Origin of the sequence: Bacillus hominis (assembly GCF_018332515.1) — a bacterium.
GTDB lineage: Bacteria > Bacillota > Bacilli > Bacillales > Bacillaceae_G > Bacillus_A > Bacillus_A hominis.
Window position 1 is genome coordinate 15,704 of record NZ_BOQD01000045.1, and the last position, 19,822, is coordinate 35,525.

Genomic DNA, 19,822 nt, shown 5'->3' on the forward strand with positions numbered 1-19,822 from the left:
CCCCACTGATTAAAGTTTCACTTTATTGCATTGTAATTTTCTCAACACACTTTTCGTAAATTGTACGGTGTGATTTCGAGAAAGGTAACTGTTCAAACGCTTTTTTCGATACAAATTTCAATGTATCTGTTTCGACAATATTACCTGTTACTTTTCCGTAAAATATGAATATATCCCAAGTACGATGTGTAAAAGTATGCTGTACATTCATCGCGTATTCATCAATTGAAACAGAGAGATCAAAGCTCTCCTTCATATAATCCGTAAGTTGTTGTTTCTGATTACGAATACCTTCACCGAGTTCAATATTCGGGAACTCCCACATATTAGCCAGTAATCCCGTACTTGGGCGTTTATTAATTACGTAACGGCCATCTTCAGTTTGAAGTACTCCTGCAACGAGCGGTACCATTGTAGGTGCTTTCGCTTTACTCTTCACTGGTAGTTCTTTTTGGACACCCTCAGCATAGCCTCTGCAATGTTCACGTACAGGACAAAGTAAACAAGATGGATTTTTCGGAATACAAATTAATGCCCCTAATTCCATCAAACCTTGGTTAAAATAAGATGGATTTTCTTTCGAAATAATTTCACGCACAATCTCTTCAAAAACTTTTCTCGTCTTCGGTTTTGCAATATCATCCCACACTGATAAAATACGAGATAATACGCGCATAACATTTCCATCAACCGCTGGCTCTGGTATGCCATATGCAATGCTTAAAATGGCACCTTTTGTATATGGTCCCACTCCTTTTAATTTTTCAATTTTCTTTACATCGTTCGGTACTGTCCCGCCGTATACTTCTTTTACCTCTTTTACTGCAGCATGTAAATTTCGTGCTCTAGAATAATAACCTAAGCCTTCCCATGCTTTTAATACTTCTTCATCATCAGCAGTTGCTAGCGCTTCAAGCGTAGGAAACTTCCCCATAAAATTTGCGTAATATGGTTTTACAGCCTCTACCCTTGTTTGCTGTAACATAATTTCCGAAACCCAAACACGGTATGGATCTTTATTTTTTCGCCACGGTAAATCACGTTGTTCTTTTTCAAACCAACCAATTAAATCATTTTGAAACTGTTCTATGTTAAATTCATTTAATATTTCAAGTGTCAAACTTGATCCCCCTCATTTTTTTTGCATATACGTACTATTATAAAGATTTTAGGAAAAAATTTAAGTAAGATGACATAGGAAATAGAAGGCAAAGGACTTGAGGTATCGAATAAAAAGAGTTACATTAATAAAAAACGGAGGTGGATTTCTATGGACACAGCCACTCACCTTGTTATGGGCGTTACTCTAGGAAGTTTGGCAACATTAGATCCAGCTATAGCACAAAGTGATATTGGGCCACAAGCAGTGATGCTTGCAACAATTGCCGGTTCCAATATTCCTGACATCGATACAGTTTTAAAATTGCGTAATAACGCTAAATATATAAGAAATCATCGCGGGATTACTCATTCCATTCCTGCAGTGATTCTTTGGTCACTCCTTATAAGTGGCATCTCTTTCGCCTTCTTTTCAGACGCTCCATATCTGCATCTACTACTTTGGTCATTTATTGCCGTCTTTCTTCATGTCTTTGTGGATATTTTCAATGCCTATGGTACACAGGCATTAAGGCCCTTCACAAAAAAATGGGTAGCGCTCGGTATAATTAATACGTTTGATACTGTCATTTTCTTTATCCATATACTCGCTATTGCCTGTATGCTTGTCGGAGCACATAAAGGCTATACTGCTTTAGCAGCGTATATATTAATGTTTGTTTACTACATCGGTCGTATTATGATGCATCGAAATATTAAAAGTGTAGTATACAAACGTTTCAAAAATGTAGAGAAAATAATTATCTCTCCTTCTTACAAATTTTATCATTATCATTTAGCCATCGTTACAACTGAACATTACTACGTCGCAAGATGGCACCGCGGTAACATCCTTGTATACGATAAATTTAATCGCGTACCGTTCCCGAATACCGCCATTATGCAAGCTGCTGTGCGAGATGAAAATATATCTGCTTTCTTATCTTTCTCGCCTGTATATCGCTGGGATATTTTCGATTATGATAACTATTATGAAGTTCGGTTTATTGATTTACGGTATCGAAGTAAAGATTATTATCCATTCGTCGCAATCGTTCAGCTCGATCAAAATTTTAATATTATTAGTTCATATACAGGATGGATTTTCAGTGAAGAAAAACTTCGAAAAAAACTGGAATTGCTTCCCCATTAAAAAAAGCGACCTAAGTCGCTTTTTTTAATGTTTCAAATGATCTTCTTGATTGATTAAATGGCTATACTTCGGATTATTTGTACGCATTTCATGAAGGCGCCCTCCATGATTATTAATCCATGTTCGTACCACTTGTTCAGTCATTTCCTCACCTTGATAACGACCTGATTTAGCATAAGTTGTTTGGAAGTCTTCCCACAGTAATTCAACCCATGCACGAGCTTGTGCGTAAGAAAGGTGGTCATTCTTATCTAATAATTCTTTCGTTAATGTTTCAAACATATCATTCATGTTCTATTCTCCTTTTACCTATTTATCCTTTAATTTCTAAAGGATAGTTTCTTCTATTTTGCACATTCTATAAGTGATACTTCTTAAAGAGGTATCAACTGATGATGAGGAGGGCGTTCGCAATGGGTAAACAAGCCGAATTTTGGTCTGAGTCGAAAAATAACAGCAAAATCGATGGTCAACCGAAAGCGAAATCACGCTTTGCTTCGAAAAGACCTAACGGCACCATTAACACGCACCCACAAGAACGTATGCGTGCTGCAAATCAGCAGGAAGAGTAGTACAGTAACAAACTAAATTAACTTCCTACACGAGGTGATAAAGATGAGCTACCGTGACCATTTAGATCGTCGTTCTGAATTATTTAACCATACGTGGACTCGTCCAAAACATGCGAAAGCGCAAGTTAATGGACAGACGCAACAAACCCAGTCTCTCATTATACTGGCAAACGAATGTAAAAAACGCCAATTTTAGAATCTCCTATCTCCTTTAACGCCTACCAAAGATGAAAACCAGAGAGAGATTGACTCTCTGGTTTTTATTTTTCCTGTAGCAAGGAAATTGGTATTCCAATTTCTTCATTATCATTTTGCTTATGTCCCCAAGCAAATACCCCATTGAAATACGTAATTTTAAATACCACACCAGGTTCTTCTACTAATTCATATATCTCACCAATATGGAATTTGTTTATATCAATCATATAAGCACGAGCCATAGCTATTTTTCTCATTAATACATCAAATTCATTTACGATTCCGAGTTGCTCAGCCTTTACTGCTTGCTCCTTTAAATTTCCAATTTCTGCTCGAAGCTCATGTGGTGTCATTTCACTGTAGCGTTTTGGCATATTCATCTTATTTCCCTCATCCCTCTTCACGTTTCATTTGTAAAAATATATCTATCTCATCAATAGAGAATCCTTTTCGATATAACGCTTGCTTCACCTTATTTTCGAATGTCCAACCATCATACTTCTTATATTTCTCATAATATTTATTCCCATGATAGTGTAACGCTTCTTGTTGCTGTTCGTCATCTTTTTCGTCTTTCAATTCTTCCAGACAAATTTGAATTATCTCTCTAGAATACCCTTTACGAACAAGCATTTCTTCTAATTTTTGTTTCATTTGTAAAAATGAATGCTTTTGATAAGATTTTTTTTTCTTTTCTACAAGAAATAAAGCATTCTCAATTTGCTTCTCCTTTGGATACTCTTGTAAACTATGTGTAATGATTAAATCCTGAACACCTTTACTTAATAGCCCTCTCCTAATAACAGTTGGACCTTTTTGATTCACATTACTTTGCGTTCGCACGTATGAAATAGCGTACTCTTTATCATTAATATATCGATCATGTAATAATTTCGAAACGACTTCAGAGATGATGGCCTGTCCCACTTCTTTTTTTCGTAAGAAATCTTCTATTTCTTGTTTTGTTCTCATTTGATAGGATAAATAGGAAATTGCTTGTAAATATGCTTTTTGTACCTCTTCATTGTACAAAATATTCCCTAACGCTACTTCATCAATTTCTAAGCCTTTTTGTAACCCATGTTTCATTAAGATTGCTTGATTCACACTAAACCCGTACTCTTCACCTTGACCTTTATCAATATAAATATTAAATCGTTCTTTCGATCGTTTTTGTACTTCTATTTTTGTAATGACAGCCATACTCTCACCTCTCTACTATTTTAACATAGTCGAGGAACATTTTTATTTTTCAAGAATATATATAATGAGGAGGAAATGATTGTGAAAATCGCAATTTCTGGTGGCTCTGGCTTTATAGGCAAATACCTTTCTAGTTTTTTTATTCAAAAGGGATATACTGTTTACATTCTTACTCGAAAAAAAACTGCTGAAACTTCGCCCACTAACCTTCAATACGTACAATGGACACCGGATTTACAGACCTTCCCCCTCCCCTCTATCGATGTAGTTATTAATCTAGCTGGAGAGTCTATTAATAGTAGATGGACAAAGAAACAAAAAGAAACAATTTTAAACAGTAGGATTCAAACAACAAGAGGACTCATTAAACAATTACAAGCACTCGCAACAAAACCACACACATTTATTAACGCAAGCGCTATTGGATACTATGGAACATCTGAAACAGAGTCTTTTACCGAGCAACAAGAAACTCCCGGAAATGACTTTTTAGCAGAAACAGTATTTTTATGGGAGCAAGAAGCATCTAAAGCACGTTCTCTTGGAATAAGAACAATCTACTCAAGATTTGGAGTCGTATTAGGTGCAGACGGAGGAGCTCTTCCCAAAATGCTACTTCCCTATAAATTCTATATCGGAGGTACAATTGGATCTGGAAACCAATGGTTATCATGGATTCATATAGACGATGTCGTTCGCATGATTGATTTCATCATACACAAAGAAGAAATTGATGGCCCTCTTAATATTACAGCCCCCCTACCTATAAGAATGAAGGAATTTGGAGAAACCATTGCAACTATAATGAGAAAACCTCATTGGTTACCTGTCCCTTCATTTATGCTTCACACTTTATTGGGTGAGATGAGTATCCTTGTACTAGAAGGGCAACATGTATTACCTATTAAGGCGATTGAACATGGGTATCAATACACATTTCCGACAGTAAACCATGCATTACAAAATATACTTTCGCATACAATGTAGTACTTCTAAAATACAGTTTTACGGGGAGTTTATCCTCTCCAAAATTTTCATTTTCTAGGATTCGGAGCATCGCTATACGAATAACCTTCCAGTTGCTTTGTCTTAACATTAGCATTTCAAAGTAACAGAAATGAGGTACCTATGAAAATATTGCTCAAACAAGCCATTGTATATCCTATTACATCTCAAAAATTTCAAGGGGATGTACTTGTTATAGGAGAACGAATTGCTGAGGTCAAACCTTCTATTCAGCCTACTCAAGATATGACCGTTATAGATGCGCGAGCCCTTCATCTCTTACCTGGATTTATTGATGTCCATACTCACCTTGGTCTCTATGATGAAGGCACTGGTTGGGCTGGTAATGATGCAAATGAAACATCTGAAGTCTCAACACCACATATCCGTTCTTTAGACGGGATCCATCCTTTTGATATTGCATTTCAAGACGCTGTACAAAATGGGGTTACGACTGTTCACGTTATGCCCGGAAGCCAAAATATTATCGGCGGTACTACTTGTGTAATAAAAACTGCTGGAACTTGTATTGATCATATGATTATTCAGGAACCTGCTGGTTTAAAAATTGCCTTTGGAGAAAACCCTAAAAAGGTCCATAGCAACGGTACAAAAGAATCAATAACACGTATGGGAATTATGGGCTTACTTCGTGAATCATTCTATGATGCACAGCACTACGGGCATGAAGCAGATTTTCGAATGCTTCCTATTCTAAAAGCACTACGCCGCGAAATACCGGTACGTATTCACGCTCACCGTGCTGACGATATTAGTTCTGCTTTACGCTTTGCAACAGAATTCAATCTTGATTTACGTATTGAGCATTGTACAGAAGGACACTTTATTGTTGAAGAGCTTTCGAAACACAATTTGAAGGTTTCAGTTGGTCCCACTCTTACACGCCGTTCTAAAATCGAACTAAAAAATAAAACATGGGATACTTACCATATATTATCGAAGAATGGAGTGGAAGTTTCTATAACAACAGATCACCCTTATACACCAATTCAATATTTAAATATTTGTGCTGCTGTCGCAGTAAGGGAAGGATTAGACGAGAAAACTGCATTGGAAGGAATCACTATATTTCCAGCGCGAAATTTACGTTTAGAGGATAGAATTGGAAGCATTGAAGTTGGAAAAGATGCTGATCTCGTGTTATGGACTCACCATCCTTTCCATTATTTAGCCAAGCCTGTACTCACCATGATTGACGGAAAAATAATTTACAAAAAAAATAAAAAAAACTAGTTTATTTTTTTGACTAGATAAAGTATTATACGATTATAAACTGAATGAAACCATAATCAATTTGTGTCGTGATTCTCATTTTCAAATTGATGAATGGGGAAGGCAAATGGTGCGCCACCAGCGTTATAAACTGGTTCTAGTGGGTTCGATTCCCACCCCGAAATTTTTTAAAGATTGATATAAAAATTTCGAGGGTGGGTGTTTTTTCGTCATGCTACCCTCGTGTGAGGAGGAGTTAGTGTGTTGAAAAAACGCGACTTACACGACAGCCACGTTCTATACGAGTTAATGGTGGATCCTGCTGTCTTCCCTTTTGTGCGTCAAAAGGCTTATTCTTATGAAGAATATTTATTTTTAACGAAACAAACAATTGAAGCCGAAGAGCGTGGAGAATTAATCTCACGCACAATTTTAGATGAATGGGGTAACCCTATCGGTACAATTACTTTATTTGATGTGCAAGAAAAAGCCGGATTCCTCGGAACCTGGCTTGGCAAACCCTATCATGGTAAAGGATATAATAAATTAGCGAAAGATTCATTTTTTAGTGAACTTTTCTACGAATTAGATATTGAAACGATCTTTATGCGTATTCGTAAAATAAATATCCGGTCTATTAAAGCTGCCGAAAAACTACAATATGTAAATCTAGCAAATGAAACAAGAAAAGCCGTTTATGATGAAATTAACGCGCATGAAGAAGTATATAATTTATATGAAATTCCAAAAGATCAATATACACTTGCAACAATGCGAGATACAACATTCCAAGAAGCACACCAATTAAAAGAAGCGTAATCTAAAAATTCAGAAATGATAATTAATCAATGCTAGTTTGACATATATGTATATCACCCCATGTCTTTGGAAACGATAGATAGTGACTTTAGGACACGAGGTGATTTGTAATGGATAAAAAGAAACGTGATAAAGCAAAAAATACATTATCTAGTACACAAGAAGTTCTCTATCAACGAGAATTTCGAAAAGCAGATCGTGCAGCGGGCTATCGCTCAAAAAGCATTTAAAGTGAAACTGAATAATTAGAAGGTTTCCCCCCTAATTATTCAGTTTCATTACATAAGACTTTCCAATGGATTTGCAAAAAAGGTTCCTTATAAATAAGGAACCTTTTTTGTGGACAACTTTATCCACAAAAACCGTAGAATTGTGCATAAATTCCAAAAGTATTTTACGAATTCATTTATTAAAATGAATTCTAAATGTGAGAATTGTGGATAATTTTCTAAAAATTGTGGACAATGTGGATATAGTTGTTAATATTCCGACTTTACTGTCTAATGAAAGCGTAATTTTTTGTGGATAAGTTAATAACCCTCGTTTATTTTTGTTAAAATAATAAAAAACCCTCTTTAAAAGTTTAAAAGAGGGGTTTCATATTAAGTAAAAGATTCGGCAAGAGCTGGTGATTTAATAGGTATATGATTCGGCTCTGCATGATTTTCTGCCAAAATTGTATCCACAATATGACCAGCTGGCTCAGGACGATAAATACTTTTCATTGCTTCTTTCATTTGAAGAAGCTTCATATCATCTTGCAATAACGCCTCTGTTTTTGCAAAAACTTCACTATCATCACGAATTACAACTGCCGCCCCTTTTTTTTCAAAATACAACGCATTTTCATTTTCTTGTCCTGGGACAGGTTTATATAAAATGACAGGTACTTGTAATGCTGCTGCTTCGCTTAATGTAATACCACCTGGCTTCGTAATCATACAGGAAGTAACACGGAACAACTCATCAATGTTTTCAACATAACCAAATACTTTTAAAGCATCAGAACTTTGTTCCTGTAGTCCCATTAAATCCTGCTTTAAAGCTTCGTTTTTCCCACAAACGACAACTACTTGTAAGTTTGGTACTGACATAAATGACTGGCATAGCTCTTTTACACTCCCTAGCACACCATGAGCACCTGCTACAATTAGTAAAATCTTTTTATCCTTACATAACTGATATTTATTATATATAATTGCTGGATTTATCTTTACCTCAAAACTGCTACGAATCGGAATCCCTGTTTCAACAATTTGCTCTGCAGGTACACCGATATCAACCATCACTTTTTTCACATGATCGGTTGCTACAAAATAACGATCTACTTCTCGATGGATCCATATTTTATGCACGCAAAAATCCGTTAATACGTTATAAACAGGAATAGAAATACCTATTTGCTTTTTTAATTCTGGTACAGCGATGATTGGAAAGGTATTAATAACAATATCCGGTTTCTCCACCTGTAATAGCGCCTTCAAACGCTTTCTCCCAAAATTCGCATACCAAGATGCTATTTTTTTATCATAAATTTTCTCTACACCATAATAAAACAAACGATATAATTCTTTTCCTACCGTATAGCTTTTTAAATATAAATATTTTGTAATATCGGTTATAACTGGATGGGATTCTCCAAACAAGTCGCATACAATTACATCTTTGATTCCTTTTTGACGAAAGGTTTGTTCTAATGTTTTCGCTACTTGCACATGACCGTTACCGTAATGTGCAGTTAATATTAAAACCTTGGGGTTTTTTATCAAACAAATCCACTCCTAGCTTTTTGTTTCTCCATATTGCATATACGACAATAGGAAAAACATTTTCCTTAAACATTACATACTCGGATTCCAATATTCCCCTGTTAGCTATGTACCTGTCGTGGATATGCAAAGCATATAAGATTGACCCCTTAATCCTATCTGTGCTCATATCTTTACATTATACTTTCCTATAAGAGCTTTCGCAATAACTTACAAATGTTCTATATTCCATGATACTCACCCTTTTACTTCTTAATTCTTTTTACTATTTTGATTTCCCTTTACAATTATGTAAATTTCTCCGCTGATTCTTTACAAAAATATGGATATTCTCTCTTCAGTATACTCTGTTCTGAATATATACTCTAGATTTTATTATAAAGTGAAGGCTAATAATCAGTAGGGTTTATGGGCAGCAGGGCTTCCACCTAACTTCTTTGCTCCAGCTGAATTTTGAGGTGGGAGTTTTACTGTCCGGCAAATAGCGGGATAAAGAAACAAAAAGTCTAATCCAATATTTGGATTAGACTGCTTTTAAAATATGTTTCGCATGCTCAACATTTTCTTCTGTCGGTGGATTCACATCCGCAAGTGGATACTTATGTCCAAGTGCCTCCCATTTATAAACACCGAGTTTATGATATGGCAACACTTCTACCTTCTTAACATTAGATAGACTTTGAATAAAGCTTGATAATTTTTGTAGATCCTCTTCACCATCGGTAACACCGGGAACCAATACGTGTCGTACCCAAATCGGTTTATTTTTATCCGATAAATAACGAGCAAATTGTAAAATATGTTCATTTGGTTTTCCTGTTAATTTACGATGCTTTTTGGAATCGATATGCTTCAAATCCAATAAAACTAAATCTGTATACTCCATTAAAATATCTAGCTTATTTTGGAATTCTGGTTCCTCAGAATAACAACCGCCAGAAGAATCGATTGTTGTATGGATACCAGCTTCTTTGCACTTTTTAAACAAATCAATTAAGAAGTCTAGCTGTAATAGTGGCTCTCCACCGCTAACTGTTATACCGCCTCCAGAAGCTTCAATAAATGGAAGGTAACATGTCACATCCTGCATCACTTCTTCAACTGTTATTTCTTTACCTTTACCGATCTCCCATGTATCAGCATTATGACAATATTGACAACGTAATAAACACCCTTGTGTAAATATGACATAACGAATACCTGGGCCATCAACAGTACCACAAGACTCTACAGAATGTATTCTTCCTTTTACCATGTTACTTCCTCCTTTATTGAAACAGCCTCCCTCCGCTATATATTAAAAGCGGAGGGACACTTTTTTCACTTACATGCTTTCATGCATTGTACGGTTAATTACATCAATTTGTTGTTCACGAGTTAATTTAATAAAGTTAACAGCGTAACCAGATACACGAATTGTTAATTGTGGATATTTTTCAGGGTGCTCCATTGCATCCATTAATGTTTCACGGTTAAATACGTTAATATTTAAGTGGTGTCCTTCTTTTATTGCATATCCATCAAGCATAGATACTAAGTTGCGTACTTGTACATCATCTTCTTTACCAAGTGCTTTTGGAATAATAGAGAATGTATTTGAAATACCATCTTGTGCATCTTCATATGGTAATTTAGCTACAGATAATAATGACGCTAATGCACCTTTTGTATCACGGCCATGCATTGGGTTTGCACCCGGTGCAAATGGTTCTCCAGTACGACGTCCATCTGGAGTGTTACCAGTTTTCTTACCATATACAACGTTAGATGTGATTGTTAAGATTGACATTGTATGAACAGAATTACGGTATGTTTTATGTTTGCGAATCTTGTTCATAAATGTTTTCACAAGATTTACTGCGATTTCATCTACACGATCATCATTGTTACCGTATTTAGGGAAATCTCCTTCGATTTCAAAGTCCACGGCAATACCATTCTCATCACGAATCGGTTTTACTTTTGCGTATTTAATCGCACTTAATGAGTCTGCTACTACAGACAATCCAGCGATACCTGTTGCCATTGTACGAAGAACATTTGTATCATGAAGTGCCATTTCAATACGTTCGTAGCTATATTTATCGTGCATGTAGTGGATAACATTTAATGTGTTTAAGTATAGACCCGCTAACCATTCCATTGTCATATCGAATTTGCGCATAACTTCTTCATAATCTAATACTTCAGAAGTAATTGGTGCGTACTCAGGACCAACTTGTGCTTTTGATTTTTCATCTTTACCACCGTTAACCGCATATAGTAATGCTTTCGCTAAGTTTGCACGTGCTCCGAAGAACTGCATTTGTTTACCAATTCTCATTGCAGATACACAACAAGCAATACCGTAGTCATCACCGTAGTCAGGACGCATAATGTCATCATTTTCGTATTGAATTGCTGATGTTTTAATAGACATTTTCGCACAATAGTTTTTAAAGTTTTGCGGTAATTGTTTAGACCAAAGAACTGTTAAGTTTGGTTCTGGTGCTGGTCCTAAATTATCTAATGTATGCAAGAAACGGAATGAGTTTTTTGTTACTAACGGACGACCGTCTAACGCCATACCACCGATAGATTCAGTTACCCAAGTTGGATCTCCAGAGAATAGTTCATTGTAATCAGGTGTTCTTGCAAATTTCACAAGACGTAATTTCATAATGAAATGGTCAACAATTTCTTGTGCTTCTTCTTCTGTTAAAGTACCATTTGCTAAATCTCTTTCAATGTAAACATCTAAGAATGTAGATGTGCGTCCAAGACTCATTGCTGCCCCGTTTTGCTCTTTAATTGCAGCTAGATATGCGAAATATAACCATTGGAATGCTTCTTGCGTATTTGTTGCTGGCTTAGAAATATCGAAGCCATGAGAAGCAGCCATTTGTTTTAACTCTTGAAGGGCACGCATTTGCTCAGATAATTCTTCGCGTAAACGCATTGTCTCTTCGCTCATTACACCACCAGTTAAATTAAAATCAGCTTTTTTCGCTTCAATTAAATGATCTATACCATATAACGCTACGCGGCGATAATCACCAATAATACGTCCACGTCCATATGCATCTGGAAGACCAGTAATAACACCTGATTTACGAGCCGCTTTCATTTCTGGTGTATATGCATCAAATACACCTTGGTTATGAGTTTTACGCCAGTCTCTGAAAATCTTACTAAGTTCTTTATCCATTTCGTATCCATAAGATTCACAAGCTTGTTCCGCCATACGAATACCACCATATGGTTGTAAAGAACGTTTAAATGGTTTATCTGTTTGGAAACCGACTACTTTTTCAATATCTTTATTTAAATATCCTGGTTCATGTGATGTAATAGAAGAAACAATTTTTGTATCCATATCAAGAACGCCACCGTTTTCACGTTCTTTCGTTGTTAAATCCATTACTTGATCCCAAAGTTGTTTCGTTGCTTCAGTTGCTTCCGCTAAGAAAGATTCGTCTCCTTCAAAAACGTTTACATTATTTAAAATGAAATCGCGAACATCAATCTCTGCTTTCCATTTTTCACCTTTAAAGTTTTCCCATGCGTTTTTAACATTTTCTAATACTTGAGTCATCCTAATCTCCTCCATTTTTGATTAGTACAGGACTAAGATTTTTTATATAACAGCTTACACACTTAGAATACTACTTTTTTGCGAAAGTGAACGAAATAGTTGTGACATGTTTGTGAAACGTTGAGCAAACTACTATATGCATAGTATTAACTTAATTTAAAAGTCTTGAAAATTAACCCTTTTCTTAATTGTATTTTTTGGGTCCCCTTATATACGAGTCCTATTTTGTAATATAAGAATGATACCCATTGTAGAGCTGTAACACTCTTATTTCCTAATCTGTTATAGTTTTTATAACAGAACAAAAAAGTGTACATATGTTGTACACTTTTTTTGTTACCCTATAAAGTGAAGGCTAATAATCAATGGGAGTTTTGTTCATTCTCCACTGATTATTAGCCTTCACCAATCGAGCGTTTACGAGCAGCAGGGCTTCCACCTAACTTCTTGCTCCAGCCGAATTTTGAGGTGGGAGTCTTACTGCCCGTTAAAGCCGGATAAAACATCCCTTTTTCTATTTCCATCATGGAATCCACCACGACTTCCTTCGTTCCATCTGTTGATCCATTATCTACTACAATAATTTCATAAGGCTCGAGCTTCTCCACTTCTACTAAAACTTGTGATAAAGTACTTGCTTCATTATGCGCTGGAATAACAACTGATATTCTCATACTTGTATCACGCTTACCCTTCCAAGCGAACATAAGCAATAATAGGAGTACGCACAACTACATCTTCCGGTGATCCATAAGAAGGAGATGTACGAACGGTTACTGCCCCATCCGTCACAGATAAAAGAATGCCCGCAACAATTTCAACAGCTGTCACAACTTGCACTAGTTCACCAACATGGTTACGCAATTCATCAGTAAATAACATATATAAGTCTCCTTTCTTACGCTTCTTTAATTGATATAATACTTGTAAATGGTAATAAAACTTCTGTTCCTATTCCTTCTTGCAGTGTTAAGAAATCGTCACCAACTGCTACAATAACACCTGTTAACTGTCCAACTGTCACAGTAATCTCCACGTTTTTACCTAAATACTGCTTTGCAATTTCTTTAAAAGGTGACGTATTACATTCTTTTAGAATGTTACAAATAATTGATTGAAATTGATTTGATTCAATAAACTCTTCCGTAACTTGCTTAGAATTTCTTTGAATAAATCTCGCGAAGTTTTGTGAAAATAAAAGTCGTTCCACGGCAGGCAGTAACTTGTCATCTAAAAAATAACCTAATTGTCTATTGAACAATTCAGATAATTTATACCAATATTTTCTGAACAGATACATATGCTTCTTCTCCTCCTATTAATATTACAGTATATAAATTTACATCCATACATCTTAATGTATACAAAGCAGGCTTTTTTTGTGATAGGTAAGACATACATTTTTCAAAGAAACAATATTTTCTAATCACATAAAAAAGATAGATGGTGTCCCACCTATCTTTTTTATATATTTAATTGTAATAATGGCAGCTGCACTGTAATAAAAAAATTCGTTTCGCATTACGCGCATGATACTTATGTATACTCACCTTCCTTTTCTCACTTATTTTATTGCCACATTATATATACGTTCTCAATACAAAAAAGACTATCCAAAAGGGATAGTCTCTTACACTTCAATATTTCGTAACATCGTATAAATGTCGTTATTCACTTTACCAAATGATTTAATGTTGTTTTGAATGTTAGATAATAAAACAACATACACACCACCATTTTTACTAAATCCATTTAAGCAATTCCAACCTGGCATTACACCATGATTTGAATAACTGCCTGGATCCACGTACCAGCCAAATCCGTAATCCTTTTTCACAGCTGTAAACATTTGATCATAACTCTCTTTTGAAATTAACTTTCCAGAAAAGAGTGCTTCATTAAATAAATATAAATCATGTGCACTTGTATATATATCACCACAACCATATAGTTGTGACATACTTGGAATATTAGGTGTTGTCATATTGTTATTCACTATTTTATAACCTGTCGATGGAAACCTTGTTTGTTCTAACGCTTTACCAAAACCAGAATGTTTCATACCCGCAGTAGCAAAAATATGTTGTTTAATATATTCTTCGAGCGGTTGTCCACTTACCTTCTCGGCAATGTAAGCAAGTATAGAGTAGTTCGAATCTGAATACTTCCATTTCTCTCCTGGACCTGCAACACGCTTTTGGTTTCCTATTCGTTTTATCAATTCTTCATGAGAAATGTCCTCTGTTCCTTGCTCATATTCTGGAATCCCTGATGTATGTGTTAATAGATGTTTTAGCTGAATGCTATTACCTTGAGGAAAATCTGGAATATACTTTGCAACCGTATCCTCTACTTGTAACTTATTTTGATCTTTTAATTGCATAATAGCGGTCGCTACAAACGCCTTTGAAATAGAGCCAATATAAAAAGTCGTCTCTGAATTATTCGGTACTTGCTTCTCTTTATTCGCCATACCGTACCCTTTATTCAAAAGAACTTTCCCGTTCTTCACAATAACAGCTGTCCCACTAAATCCTGCGCTCTGTAAATATTGATCCAATTGAGCGTTTTCATTAATTTCTTGAGGTGGTCCTTCAGCAGGCTGCTCTGCAACTTGCGCTTGCTTCACTTGTTCTTCCAGCTCTTTTTGTTTTTGTGCTTCTTGTTTCTTTTTTTCTTCTTCCATTTTTAGCTCTTCTTGTTTCTTCATTTCTGCTGCCGCTTTTAAAGTTTCTTCTTTCTTATTATGCGCAACAATTTTTGTATACATGAAATATACAATTGAAAATAGTAAGACGAGAATGATTGTTCTTTTTATGTATACAATCGGCCGACGTGCTTTCCCATTCGCATTATTTTTTTCCTGATCCATGATTGCCTTTTTCCCCTTACTCACCAATAATTTACTTCCTCTACTAAAGATTTATTTTAGTAGATTATAGATACTCCATTCTATATCATCACTACTTTATCACGCACTGAACATATAACCAACCTATATGTACAAAAAAGAAAAAGAAAATTTACAAAAGTAAGATTCCCGTTAAATTTTTAACATAAAAAAAGAGGATATCCCCTAAAAAACTGATGTTATCAATCTTTTGGGATACCCTCTTATCTAATTATTTATACGTGTTTTTTCATATCATCGGCAACAGATTCAACATTTGTACCTACGATAACTTGTACACTTGTGTTACTTAATTTCATAACACCTTTTGCACCAGCACGCTTTAATGCCGCTTCATTTACTTGACCAGCATCTTTCACTTGTAGGCGTAGACGTGTTGCACAGTTATCAATAACTGTTAAGTTTTCTTTTCCACCTAAAGCTGCTACGTAAGTTTCACCAATTGAACCTGCAACTGGTGCATCACCCTCTTCAGCTAACTCATCGTCATCTTCACGACCAGGAGTTTTCAAGTCGAACTTCTTAATTAAGAAGTAGAATACTCCAAAGTAAATTGCTGCGTAAATTAAACCTATTCCCGCTAGCAATACTGGTTTTGTTGCAATACCAAAGTTTAAAACGTAATCGATTGCACCGGCACTAAATGAGAAACCATCATGAATGCCAAGTGTTGTTGTAATGAATAAAGAAAGACCAGTTAATACAGCATGAATACCATATAGTACTGGAGATAAGAACATGAATGAGAATTCAATCGGTTCTGTAATACCAGTTAAGAATGAAGTTAATGCTAGACCACCTAACATACCTGTAACCATTTTACGTTTTTCTGGTTTAGCAGCTGCAATCATTGCGAAACATGCTGCTGGTAAACCGAACATCATAATTGGGAAGAAACCAGTCATAAACATACCTGCTGATGGATCTTTTGCAAAGAAGCGTGCGATATCACCATGAACGATATCACCAGCTGCGTTTGTAAAGTCACCAAGTACAAACCAGAAGTATGTGTTCATTACATGGTGTAAACCGATTGGAATTAATAAACGGTTTAATAATCCGAATAAACCAGCACCAACTGAACCTAAGTTCACGATGCCGTGTGCTACCGCATCAATACCACTTTGAATTGTTGGCCAAATTTGACCAAATACTAATCCTAAAAGAAGCATTACAATAGAAGTAATGATTGGTACGAAACGTTTCCCCGCAAAGAAACCTAACCATTCTGGTAATTTGATCTTATGGAATTTGTTATATAGTAATCCGGCAACAACCCCAGCAATAATACCACCAAGTATGGCCATATTTATTTTTGGCGTTAACGCCGCTGCTTTTGAAACTTTTGTCATTGTATCTGCTAATTTAGTTGGATCTGCTGAACCGACTAAATCCTGAACACTTTTTAATTTATCATTCAGCTCTGCTGCTGAATATGCCTTACTTAGAGCGTTCGTTGTATTTTGTAAAACAAGATATCCGATTGCCCCAGCAAGTCCTGCTGCTCCACTACCATCAATAGACAAACCGATTGCAACACCAATTGCAAAAATAAGTGCTAAATTATCAAAAATTGCTGCACCGGCCTGTGCCATAACAGGAATATTAAATACATCTTCTTGTCCTAAACGAAGCAATAATCCTGCTGCTGGTAGTACTGCGATTGGAAGCATTAACGCTTTACCAATACGTTGTAAAAACTGCAACATTTTAATTCCCCCTATCAAATTTATGAAATCGTTATCATTATAAGTACGCTTTAGAAAACGCTTTCTATTACATAACCATAATAACATATAGTTGTATAGATGTGTAGTTTTTATTTCCGAACTTTTTATGGATAAAATTTCTATTTCCAAACTGTTATATAAAAGGAAATTTTTCCTTGCTAACTACACAATATACAGACAAAAAAACCTATTATAGCACAAATAACTTTCGTTTTATCATTCCACTTTTTCATGTTATTATTTATTTCCGAGCATATCGGGAAAAGTAAACTTAGTTAATTCGAAATAGGAGCGTTGGTACTATGCAGTGCATTGAAACAAACAACTTACAGCAGTTGTTAGAACAAGTAAAACCATATACGAAAAAAGGAAAACTTGCTACTTATATCCCCGAACTAGGAAATGCAGATCCAGATGATTTAGGGATTGCCATTTTCCATAAAGAAACAGAATATATCCATGCTGGCAACTCACAAACACTATTTACTCTTCAAAGTATTTCCAAAGTAATTACACTTGCACTTGCACTTTTAGATCGTGGTGAAGAATATGTATTTTCTAAAGTTGGAATGGAGCCAACTGGTGACCCTTTCAATTCTATTATTAAGTTAGAAACTACAAGTCCTTCCAAACCTCTTAATCCAATGATTAATGCAGGAGCACTAGCAATTACAAGCATGTTAGCAGGAAAAGATAACGAAGAAAAAATGGAGCATATACTTCATTTTGTACGTGAAATAACAGATAATCCTACTATTAATTATTCTTCTAAAGTTGCTAATTCAGAGTTAGAGACTGCTTACTTAAACCGTTCCCTTTGTTATTATATGAAACAAAACGGAATTATCGATTGTGATATTGAAGAGCTTATGGATTTATACACTCGTCAATGTGCAGTTGAAGTAAACTGTATCGATTTAGCACGTATTGGCTTAATTTTTGCAATGGATGGATATGATCCATATAAAAAGAAACAGATCATCCCTAAACATATTACGAAAATTTGTAAAACATTTATGGTTACTTGCGGGATGTATAATGAATCTGGTGAATTTGCAATTCGTGTTGGAATCCCTGCAAAAAGTGGTGTAGCGGGCGGCATTTTCGGCTGCGTAAAAGGCGAAATGGGAATCGGGATTTTCGGACCAGCTTTAGATGCAAACGGAAATAGTATCGCTGGTTTTAAAATTCTTGAATTACTTTCTGCCCAAGAAGGTTGGAGTATGTTTTAATTTAGAAGTTATCCTGCTATATTGGCAGGATTTTTTATTTTACAAAAAAATTCGTTCTACTAGGCATCAACACAATTCAAAAAAACAGTAGTGAAAGTTCTCTTTATTATGCATATTTGCTCCCCCCTCCTGAATAATATAGTACAACCTAGCGCTTTATGTGGAGGTGTAAAAGATGAAACTCATATTTCAAATGGAGAAACAACCTGTTCTCGAAAAAACAATCCTTCTTTTCATATTGAGTATTGTAGAAAGTTTGAAACTAAAAGTTGTTTCACTCGATGAAGCTCACCGATACATATTCAATTTAGAAGTGCTTGAACTATTAATGGATCGGAACATCGATGATCAAGTACTAGAACTTATTCATTTCGGAATGGGACTTGAAGACATTTACCATGTACTTCCCGAAGAACTTGAGCATAGTATTGAAGAACTGAAATGGCTTTGTATTCAAGTTTTAAGTGAGTACAGTATGCATGATGAAGAATGTGCACAACTAATTGAAGATATACGCTAAAAAGCACCTATACAGGTGCTTTTACTTTTTTAAACCTTTTACACTCAAAAATTCGGATAACACTTACAAACTTTCATTACCTTGAAAAGATTTCACGTCGATATATGCAATTTCTTAGTGTATTTCCAAGGAAATACTCGAATACTGTTTTCTCTATCCTTCTTACAACAATTGATCAATTCCAATAAGAATTAATAACACACCTGCAATTATAGTTGCCCATTTCCCTAAGTATTCAGCTAAAAATCTTTTACCAACATACGCAAAACCACTAATACAAATAAAACTAAACGCCCCAGAAATACATGCCGTAAGCCAAAGATTTAAATTTGTTACTCCAGCATCAAATCCACCTGCAATATTATTTATGGATAATGCAACTCCTAATACAATTGCTTCAGAAAAACTAATTGTTTTAGAACCATCAAAATCTGCTTTTTCTGGATCACGCAAAACCCCCATAAGTACACTACCATCTTTAGATCCTAAGGTGTCTTTTTGACTCAAGAAAGGCTGACATAAAATAAACACCCCGATTATCCCTAAAACAATTGCCCCAACAAGGTTTGCTGTAAACTCCGAAATATATAATGCAATCCAATTTCCAAAAAATCCAGCTAGTAAAGTAAATAAAAATCCAAAAAATGCGATAGTAAAATTATTAAACCATGAAATTCGAATTTTACGAATACCATACGCAATCCCAACACCTGCATTATCTAAATTAGACGCAATTCCGATTAAAAAAATTGAAAATAAACTTGCCGTACTCATCGTACAGTCACCCCTTTTCTCACTTTTCAAT

General features: G+C 35.3%; 21 protein-coding genes and 1 pseudogene. 9 read left to right on the plus strand and 13 right to left on the minus strand.

Annotated elements, in window-relative coordinates:
- Positions 1-22 precede the first annotated feature (22 nt).
- The gene (gene mutY, locus KI356_RS06475; protein WP_212935078.1) at positions 23-1,120 is read right to left on the minus strand and encodes an A/G-specific adenine glycosylase; all 1,098 of its coding nucleotides are present in this window, start codon (positions 1,118-1,120) and stop codon (positions 23-25) included.
- 150 nt (positions 1,121-1,270) lie between these two features.
- On the opposite strand from mutY, the gene KI356_RS06480 reads away from it, so the two are divergent.
- Positions 1,271-2,251 (plus strand): metal-dependent hydrolase, encoded by a 981-nt coding sequence (locus KI356_RS06480; RefSeq protein ID WP_212935079.1) that lies wholly within the window; start codon positions 1,271-1,273, stop codon positions 2,249-2,251.
- A gap of 24 nt (positions 2,252-2,275) precedes the next feature.
- Here KI356_RS06480 and KI356_RS06485 read toward each other — a convergent pair whose 3' ends face one another.
- Complete coding sequence (locus KI356_RS06485) at positions 2,276-2,542, minus strand: YfhJ family protein (RefSeq protein ID WP_002115948.1); 267 nt, start codon at positions 2,540-2,542, stop codon at positions 2,276-2,278.
- Between the two features lie 122 nt (positions 2,543-2,664).
- On the opposite strand from KI356_RS06485, the gene KI356_RS06490 reads away from it, so the two are divergent.
- Positions 2,665-2,823 carry a small, acid-soluble spore protein K gene (locus tag KI356_RS06490; RefSeq protein WP_000517891.1) on the plus strand — a complete coding sequence of 53 codons (159 nt, stop codon included), beginning with the start codon at positions 2,665-2,667 and terminating at the stop codon, positions 2,821-2,823.
- 43 nt (positions 2,824-2,866) lie between these two features.
- Positions 2,867-3,019, plus strand: a complete 153-nt coding sequence (locus tag KI356_RS06495; RefSeq protein ID WP_002010325.1) for a YpzG family protein — start codon at positions 2,867-2,869, stop codon at positions 3,017-3,019.
- A gap of 64 nt (positions 3,020-3,083) precedes the next feature.
- Here KI356_RS06495 and KI356_RS06500 read toward each other — a convergent pair whose 3' ends face one another.
- Together KI356_RS06500 and recX are read right to left on the minus strand one after the other, a co-directional pair.
- On the minus strand, positions 3,084-3,401 hold the full coding sequence (locus KI356_RS06500; protein ID WP_128282512.1) for a YfhH family protein: 318 nt from the start codon (positions 3,399-3,401) through the stop codon (positions 3,084-3,086).
- A 10-nt stretch (positions 3,402-3,411) separates the two neighbouring features.
- Entirely contained in the window at positions 3,412-4,224 is an 813-nt protein-coding gene (gene recX / locus KI356_RS06505) for a recombination regulator RecX (protein ID WP_212935080.1), read from the minus strand.
- Positions 4,225-4,305: 81 nt separating this feature from the next.
- Here recX and KI356_RS06510 point away from each other — a divergent pair, with 81 nt between their 5' ends.
- From KI356_RS06510 to KI356_RS06525, 4 genes are all read left to right on the plus strand, one after another.
- Entirely contained in the window at positions 4,306-5,211 is a 906-nt protein-coding gene (locus KI356_RS06510) for a TIGR01777 family oxidoreductase (RefSeq protein ID WP_212935081.1), read from the plus strand.
- 141 nt (positions 5,212-5,352) lie between these two features.
- Positions 5,353-6,483: an amidohydrolase gene (locus tag KI356_RS06515; protein ID WP_002115941.1), complete on the plus strand. Its 1,131-nt coding sequence runs from the start codon at positions 5,353-5,355 to the stop codon at positions 6,481-6,483.
- A gap of 240 nt (positions 6,484-6,723) precedes the next feature.
- Positions 6,724-7,281: a GNAT family N-acetyltransferase gene (locus tag KI356_RS06520; RefSeq protein WP_002091129.1), complete on the plus strand. Its 558-nt coding sequence runs from the start codon at positions 6,724-6,726 to the stop codon at positions 7,279-7,281.
- A 110-nt stretch (positions 7,282-7,391) separates the two neighbouring features.
- A complete protein-coding gene (locus tag KI356_RS06525; protein ID WP_000358484.1) occupies positions 7,392-7,511 on the plus strand; it encodes a YfhE family protein in 120 nt (39 codons plus the stop codon).
- A 372-nt stretch (positions 7,512-7,883) separates the two neighbouring features.
- Here the strand turns inward: KI356_RS06525 and KI356_RS06530 are convergent, their stop codons facing one another.
- From KI356_RS06530 to nagE, 8 genes and pseudogenes are all read right to left on the minus strand, one after another.
- Positions 7,884-9,050 (minus strand): diglucosyl diacylglycerol synthase, encoded by a 1,167-nt coding sequence (locus tag KI356_RS06530; protein ID WP_212935082.1) that lies wholly within the window; start codon positions 9,048-9,050, stop codon positions 7,884-7,886.
- 523 nt (positions 9,051-9,573) lie between these two features.
- A complete protein-coding gene (pflA, locus tag KI356_RS06535; RefSeq protein WP_212935083.1) occupies positions 9,574-10,305 on the minus strand; it encodes a pyruvate formate-lyase-activating protein in 732 nt (243 codons plus the stop codon).
- 69 nt (positions 10,306-10,374) lie between these two features.
- Positions 10,375-12,624: a formate C-acetyltransferase gene (gene pflB / locus KI356_RS06540; RefSeq protein ID WP_128282517.1), complete on the minus strand. Its 2,250-nt coding sequence runs from the start codon at positions 12,622-12,624 to the stop codon at positions 10,375-10,377.
- A 533-nt stretch (positions 12,625-13,157) separates the two neighbouring features.
- Positions 13,158-13,331: pseudogene (locus KI356_RS06545) on the minus strand (glycosyltransferase family 2 protein); the annotation flags it as partial.
- Positions 13,312-13,506 (minus strand): LSm family protein, encoded by a 195-nt coding sequence (locus tag KI356_RS06550; RefSeq protein ID WP_212935084.1) that lies wholly within the window; start codon positions 13,504-13,506, stop codon positions 13,312-13,314. The pseudogene KI356_RS06545 and the gene KI356_RS06550, both read right to left, overlap by 20 nt.
- A gap of 16 nt (positions 13,507-13,522) precedes the next feature.
- Complete coding sequence (locus KI356_RS06555; protein ID WP_212935085.1) at positions 13,523-13,924, minus strand: LSm family protein; 402 nt, start codon at positions 13,922-13,924, stop codon at positions 13,523-13,525.
- A 330-nt stretch (positions 13,925-14,254) separates the two neighbouring features.
- Positions 14,255-15,523 (minus strand): serine hydrolase domain-containing protein, encoded by a 1,269-nt coding sequence (locus tag KI356_RS06560; protein ID WP_128282520.1) that lies wholly within the window; start codon positions 15,521-15,523, stop codon positions 14,255-14,257.
- Between the two features lie 227 nt (positions 15,524-15,750).
- Positions 15,751-17,244, minus strand: coding sequence for an N-acetylglucosamine-specific PTS transporter subunit IIBC (gene nagE / locus KI356_RS06565; RefSeq protein WP_128282521.1), 1,494 nt, complete (start codon positions 17,242-17,244; stop codon positions 15,751-15,753).
- Between the two features lie 323 nt (positions 17,245-17,567).
- On the opposite strand from nagE, the gene glsA reads away from it, so the two are divergent.
- Positions 17,568-18,497: a glutaminase A gene (glsA, locus tag KI356_RS06570; RefSeq protein WP_128282522.1), complete on the plus strand. Its 930-nt coding sequence runs from the start codon at positions 17,568-17,570 to the stop codon at positions 18,495-18,497.
- Between the two features lie 175 nt (positions 18,498-18,672).
- Entirely contained in the window at positions 18,673-19,017 is a 345-nt protein-coding gene (locus KI356_RS06575) for a DUF3969 family protein (protein ID WP_016103267.1), read from the plus strand.
- Between the two features lie 162 nt (positions 19,018-19,179).
- Here the strand turns inward: KI356_RS06575 and KI356_RS06580 are convergent, their stop codons facing one another.
- Positions 19,180-19,791 carry a manganese efflux pump gene (locus KI356_RS06580; RefSeq protein WP_238486180.1) on the minus strand — a complete coding sequence of 204 codons (612 nt, stop codon included), beginning with the start codon at positions 19,789-19,791 and terminating at the stop codon, positions 19,180-19,182.
- Between the last annotated feature and the right edge of the window lie 31 nt (positions 19,792-19,822).

Bases quoted from the DNA above. Each gene is read 5' to 3' on its own strand.
- KI356_RS06480 (WP_212935079.1), top strand. From the start codon at position 1,271: ATGGACACAGCCACTCACCTTGTTATGGGCGTTACTCTAGGAAGTTTG.
- KI356_RS06580 (WP_238486180.1), bottom strand. From the start codon at position 19,791: ATGAGTACGGCAAGTTTATTTTCAATTTTTTTAATCGGAATTGCGTCT.
- KI356_RS06515 (WP_002115941.1), top strand. From the start codon at position 5,353: ATGAAAATATTGCTCAAACAAGCCATTGTATATCCTATTACATCTCAA.
- pflB (WP_128282517.1), bottom strand. From the start codon at position 12,624: ATGACTCAAGTATTAGAAAATGTTAAAAACGCATGGGAAAACTTTAAA.
- KI356_RS06525 (WP_000358484.1), top strand. From the start codon at position 7,392: ATGGATAAAAAGAAACGTGATAAAGCAAAAAATACATTATCTAGTACA.
- KI356_RS06490 (WP_000517891.1), top strand. From the start codon at position 2,665: ATGGGTAAACAAGCCGAATTTTGGTCTGAGTCGAAAAATAACAGCAAA.
- KI356_RS06485 (WP_002115948.1), bottom strand. From the start codon at position 2,542: ATGAATGATATGTTTGAAACATTAACGAAAGAATTATTAGATAAGAAT.
- pflA (WP_212935083.1), bottom strand. From the start codon at position 10,305: ATGGTAAAAGGAAGAATACATTCTGTAGAGTCTTGTGGTACTGTTGAT.
- KI356_RS06500 (WP_128282512.1), bottom strand. From the start codon at position 3,401: ATGAATATGCCAAAACGCTACAGTGAAATGACACCACATGAGCTTCGA.
- KI356_RS06495 (WP_002010325.1), top strand. From the start codon at position 2,867: ATGAGCTACCGTGACCATTTAGATCGTCGTTCTGAATTATTTAACCAT.
- KI356_RS06555 (WP_212935085.1), bottom strand. From the start codon at position 13,924: ATGTATCTGTTCAGAAAATATTGGTATAAATTATCTGAATTGTTCAAT.
- nagE (WP_128282521.1), bottom strand. From the start codon at position 17,244: ATGTTGCAGTTTTTACAACGTATTGGTAAAGCGTTAATGCTTCCAATC.
- KI356_RS06550 (WP_212935084.1), bottom strand. From the start codon at position 13,506: ATGTTATTTACTGATGAATTGCGTAACCATGTTGGTGAACTAGTGCAA.
- glsA (WP_128282522.1), top strand. From the start codon at position 17,568: ATGCAGTGCATTGAAACAAACAACTTACAGCAGTTGTTAGAACAAGTA.
- KI356_RS06575 (WP_016103267.1), top strand. From the start codon at position 18,673: ATGAAACTCATATTTCAAATGGAGAAACAACCTGTTCTCGAAAAAACA.
- recX (WP_212935080.1), bottom strand. From the start codon at position 4,224: ATGGCTGTCATTACAAAAATAGAAGTACAAAAACGATCGAAAGAACGA.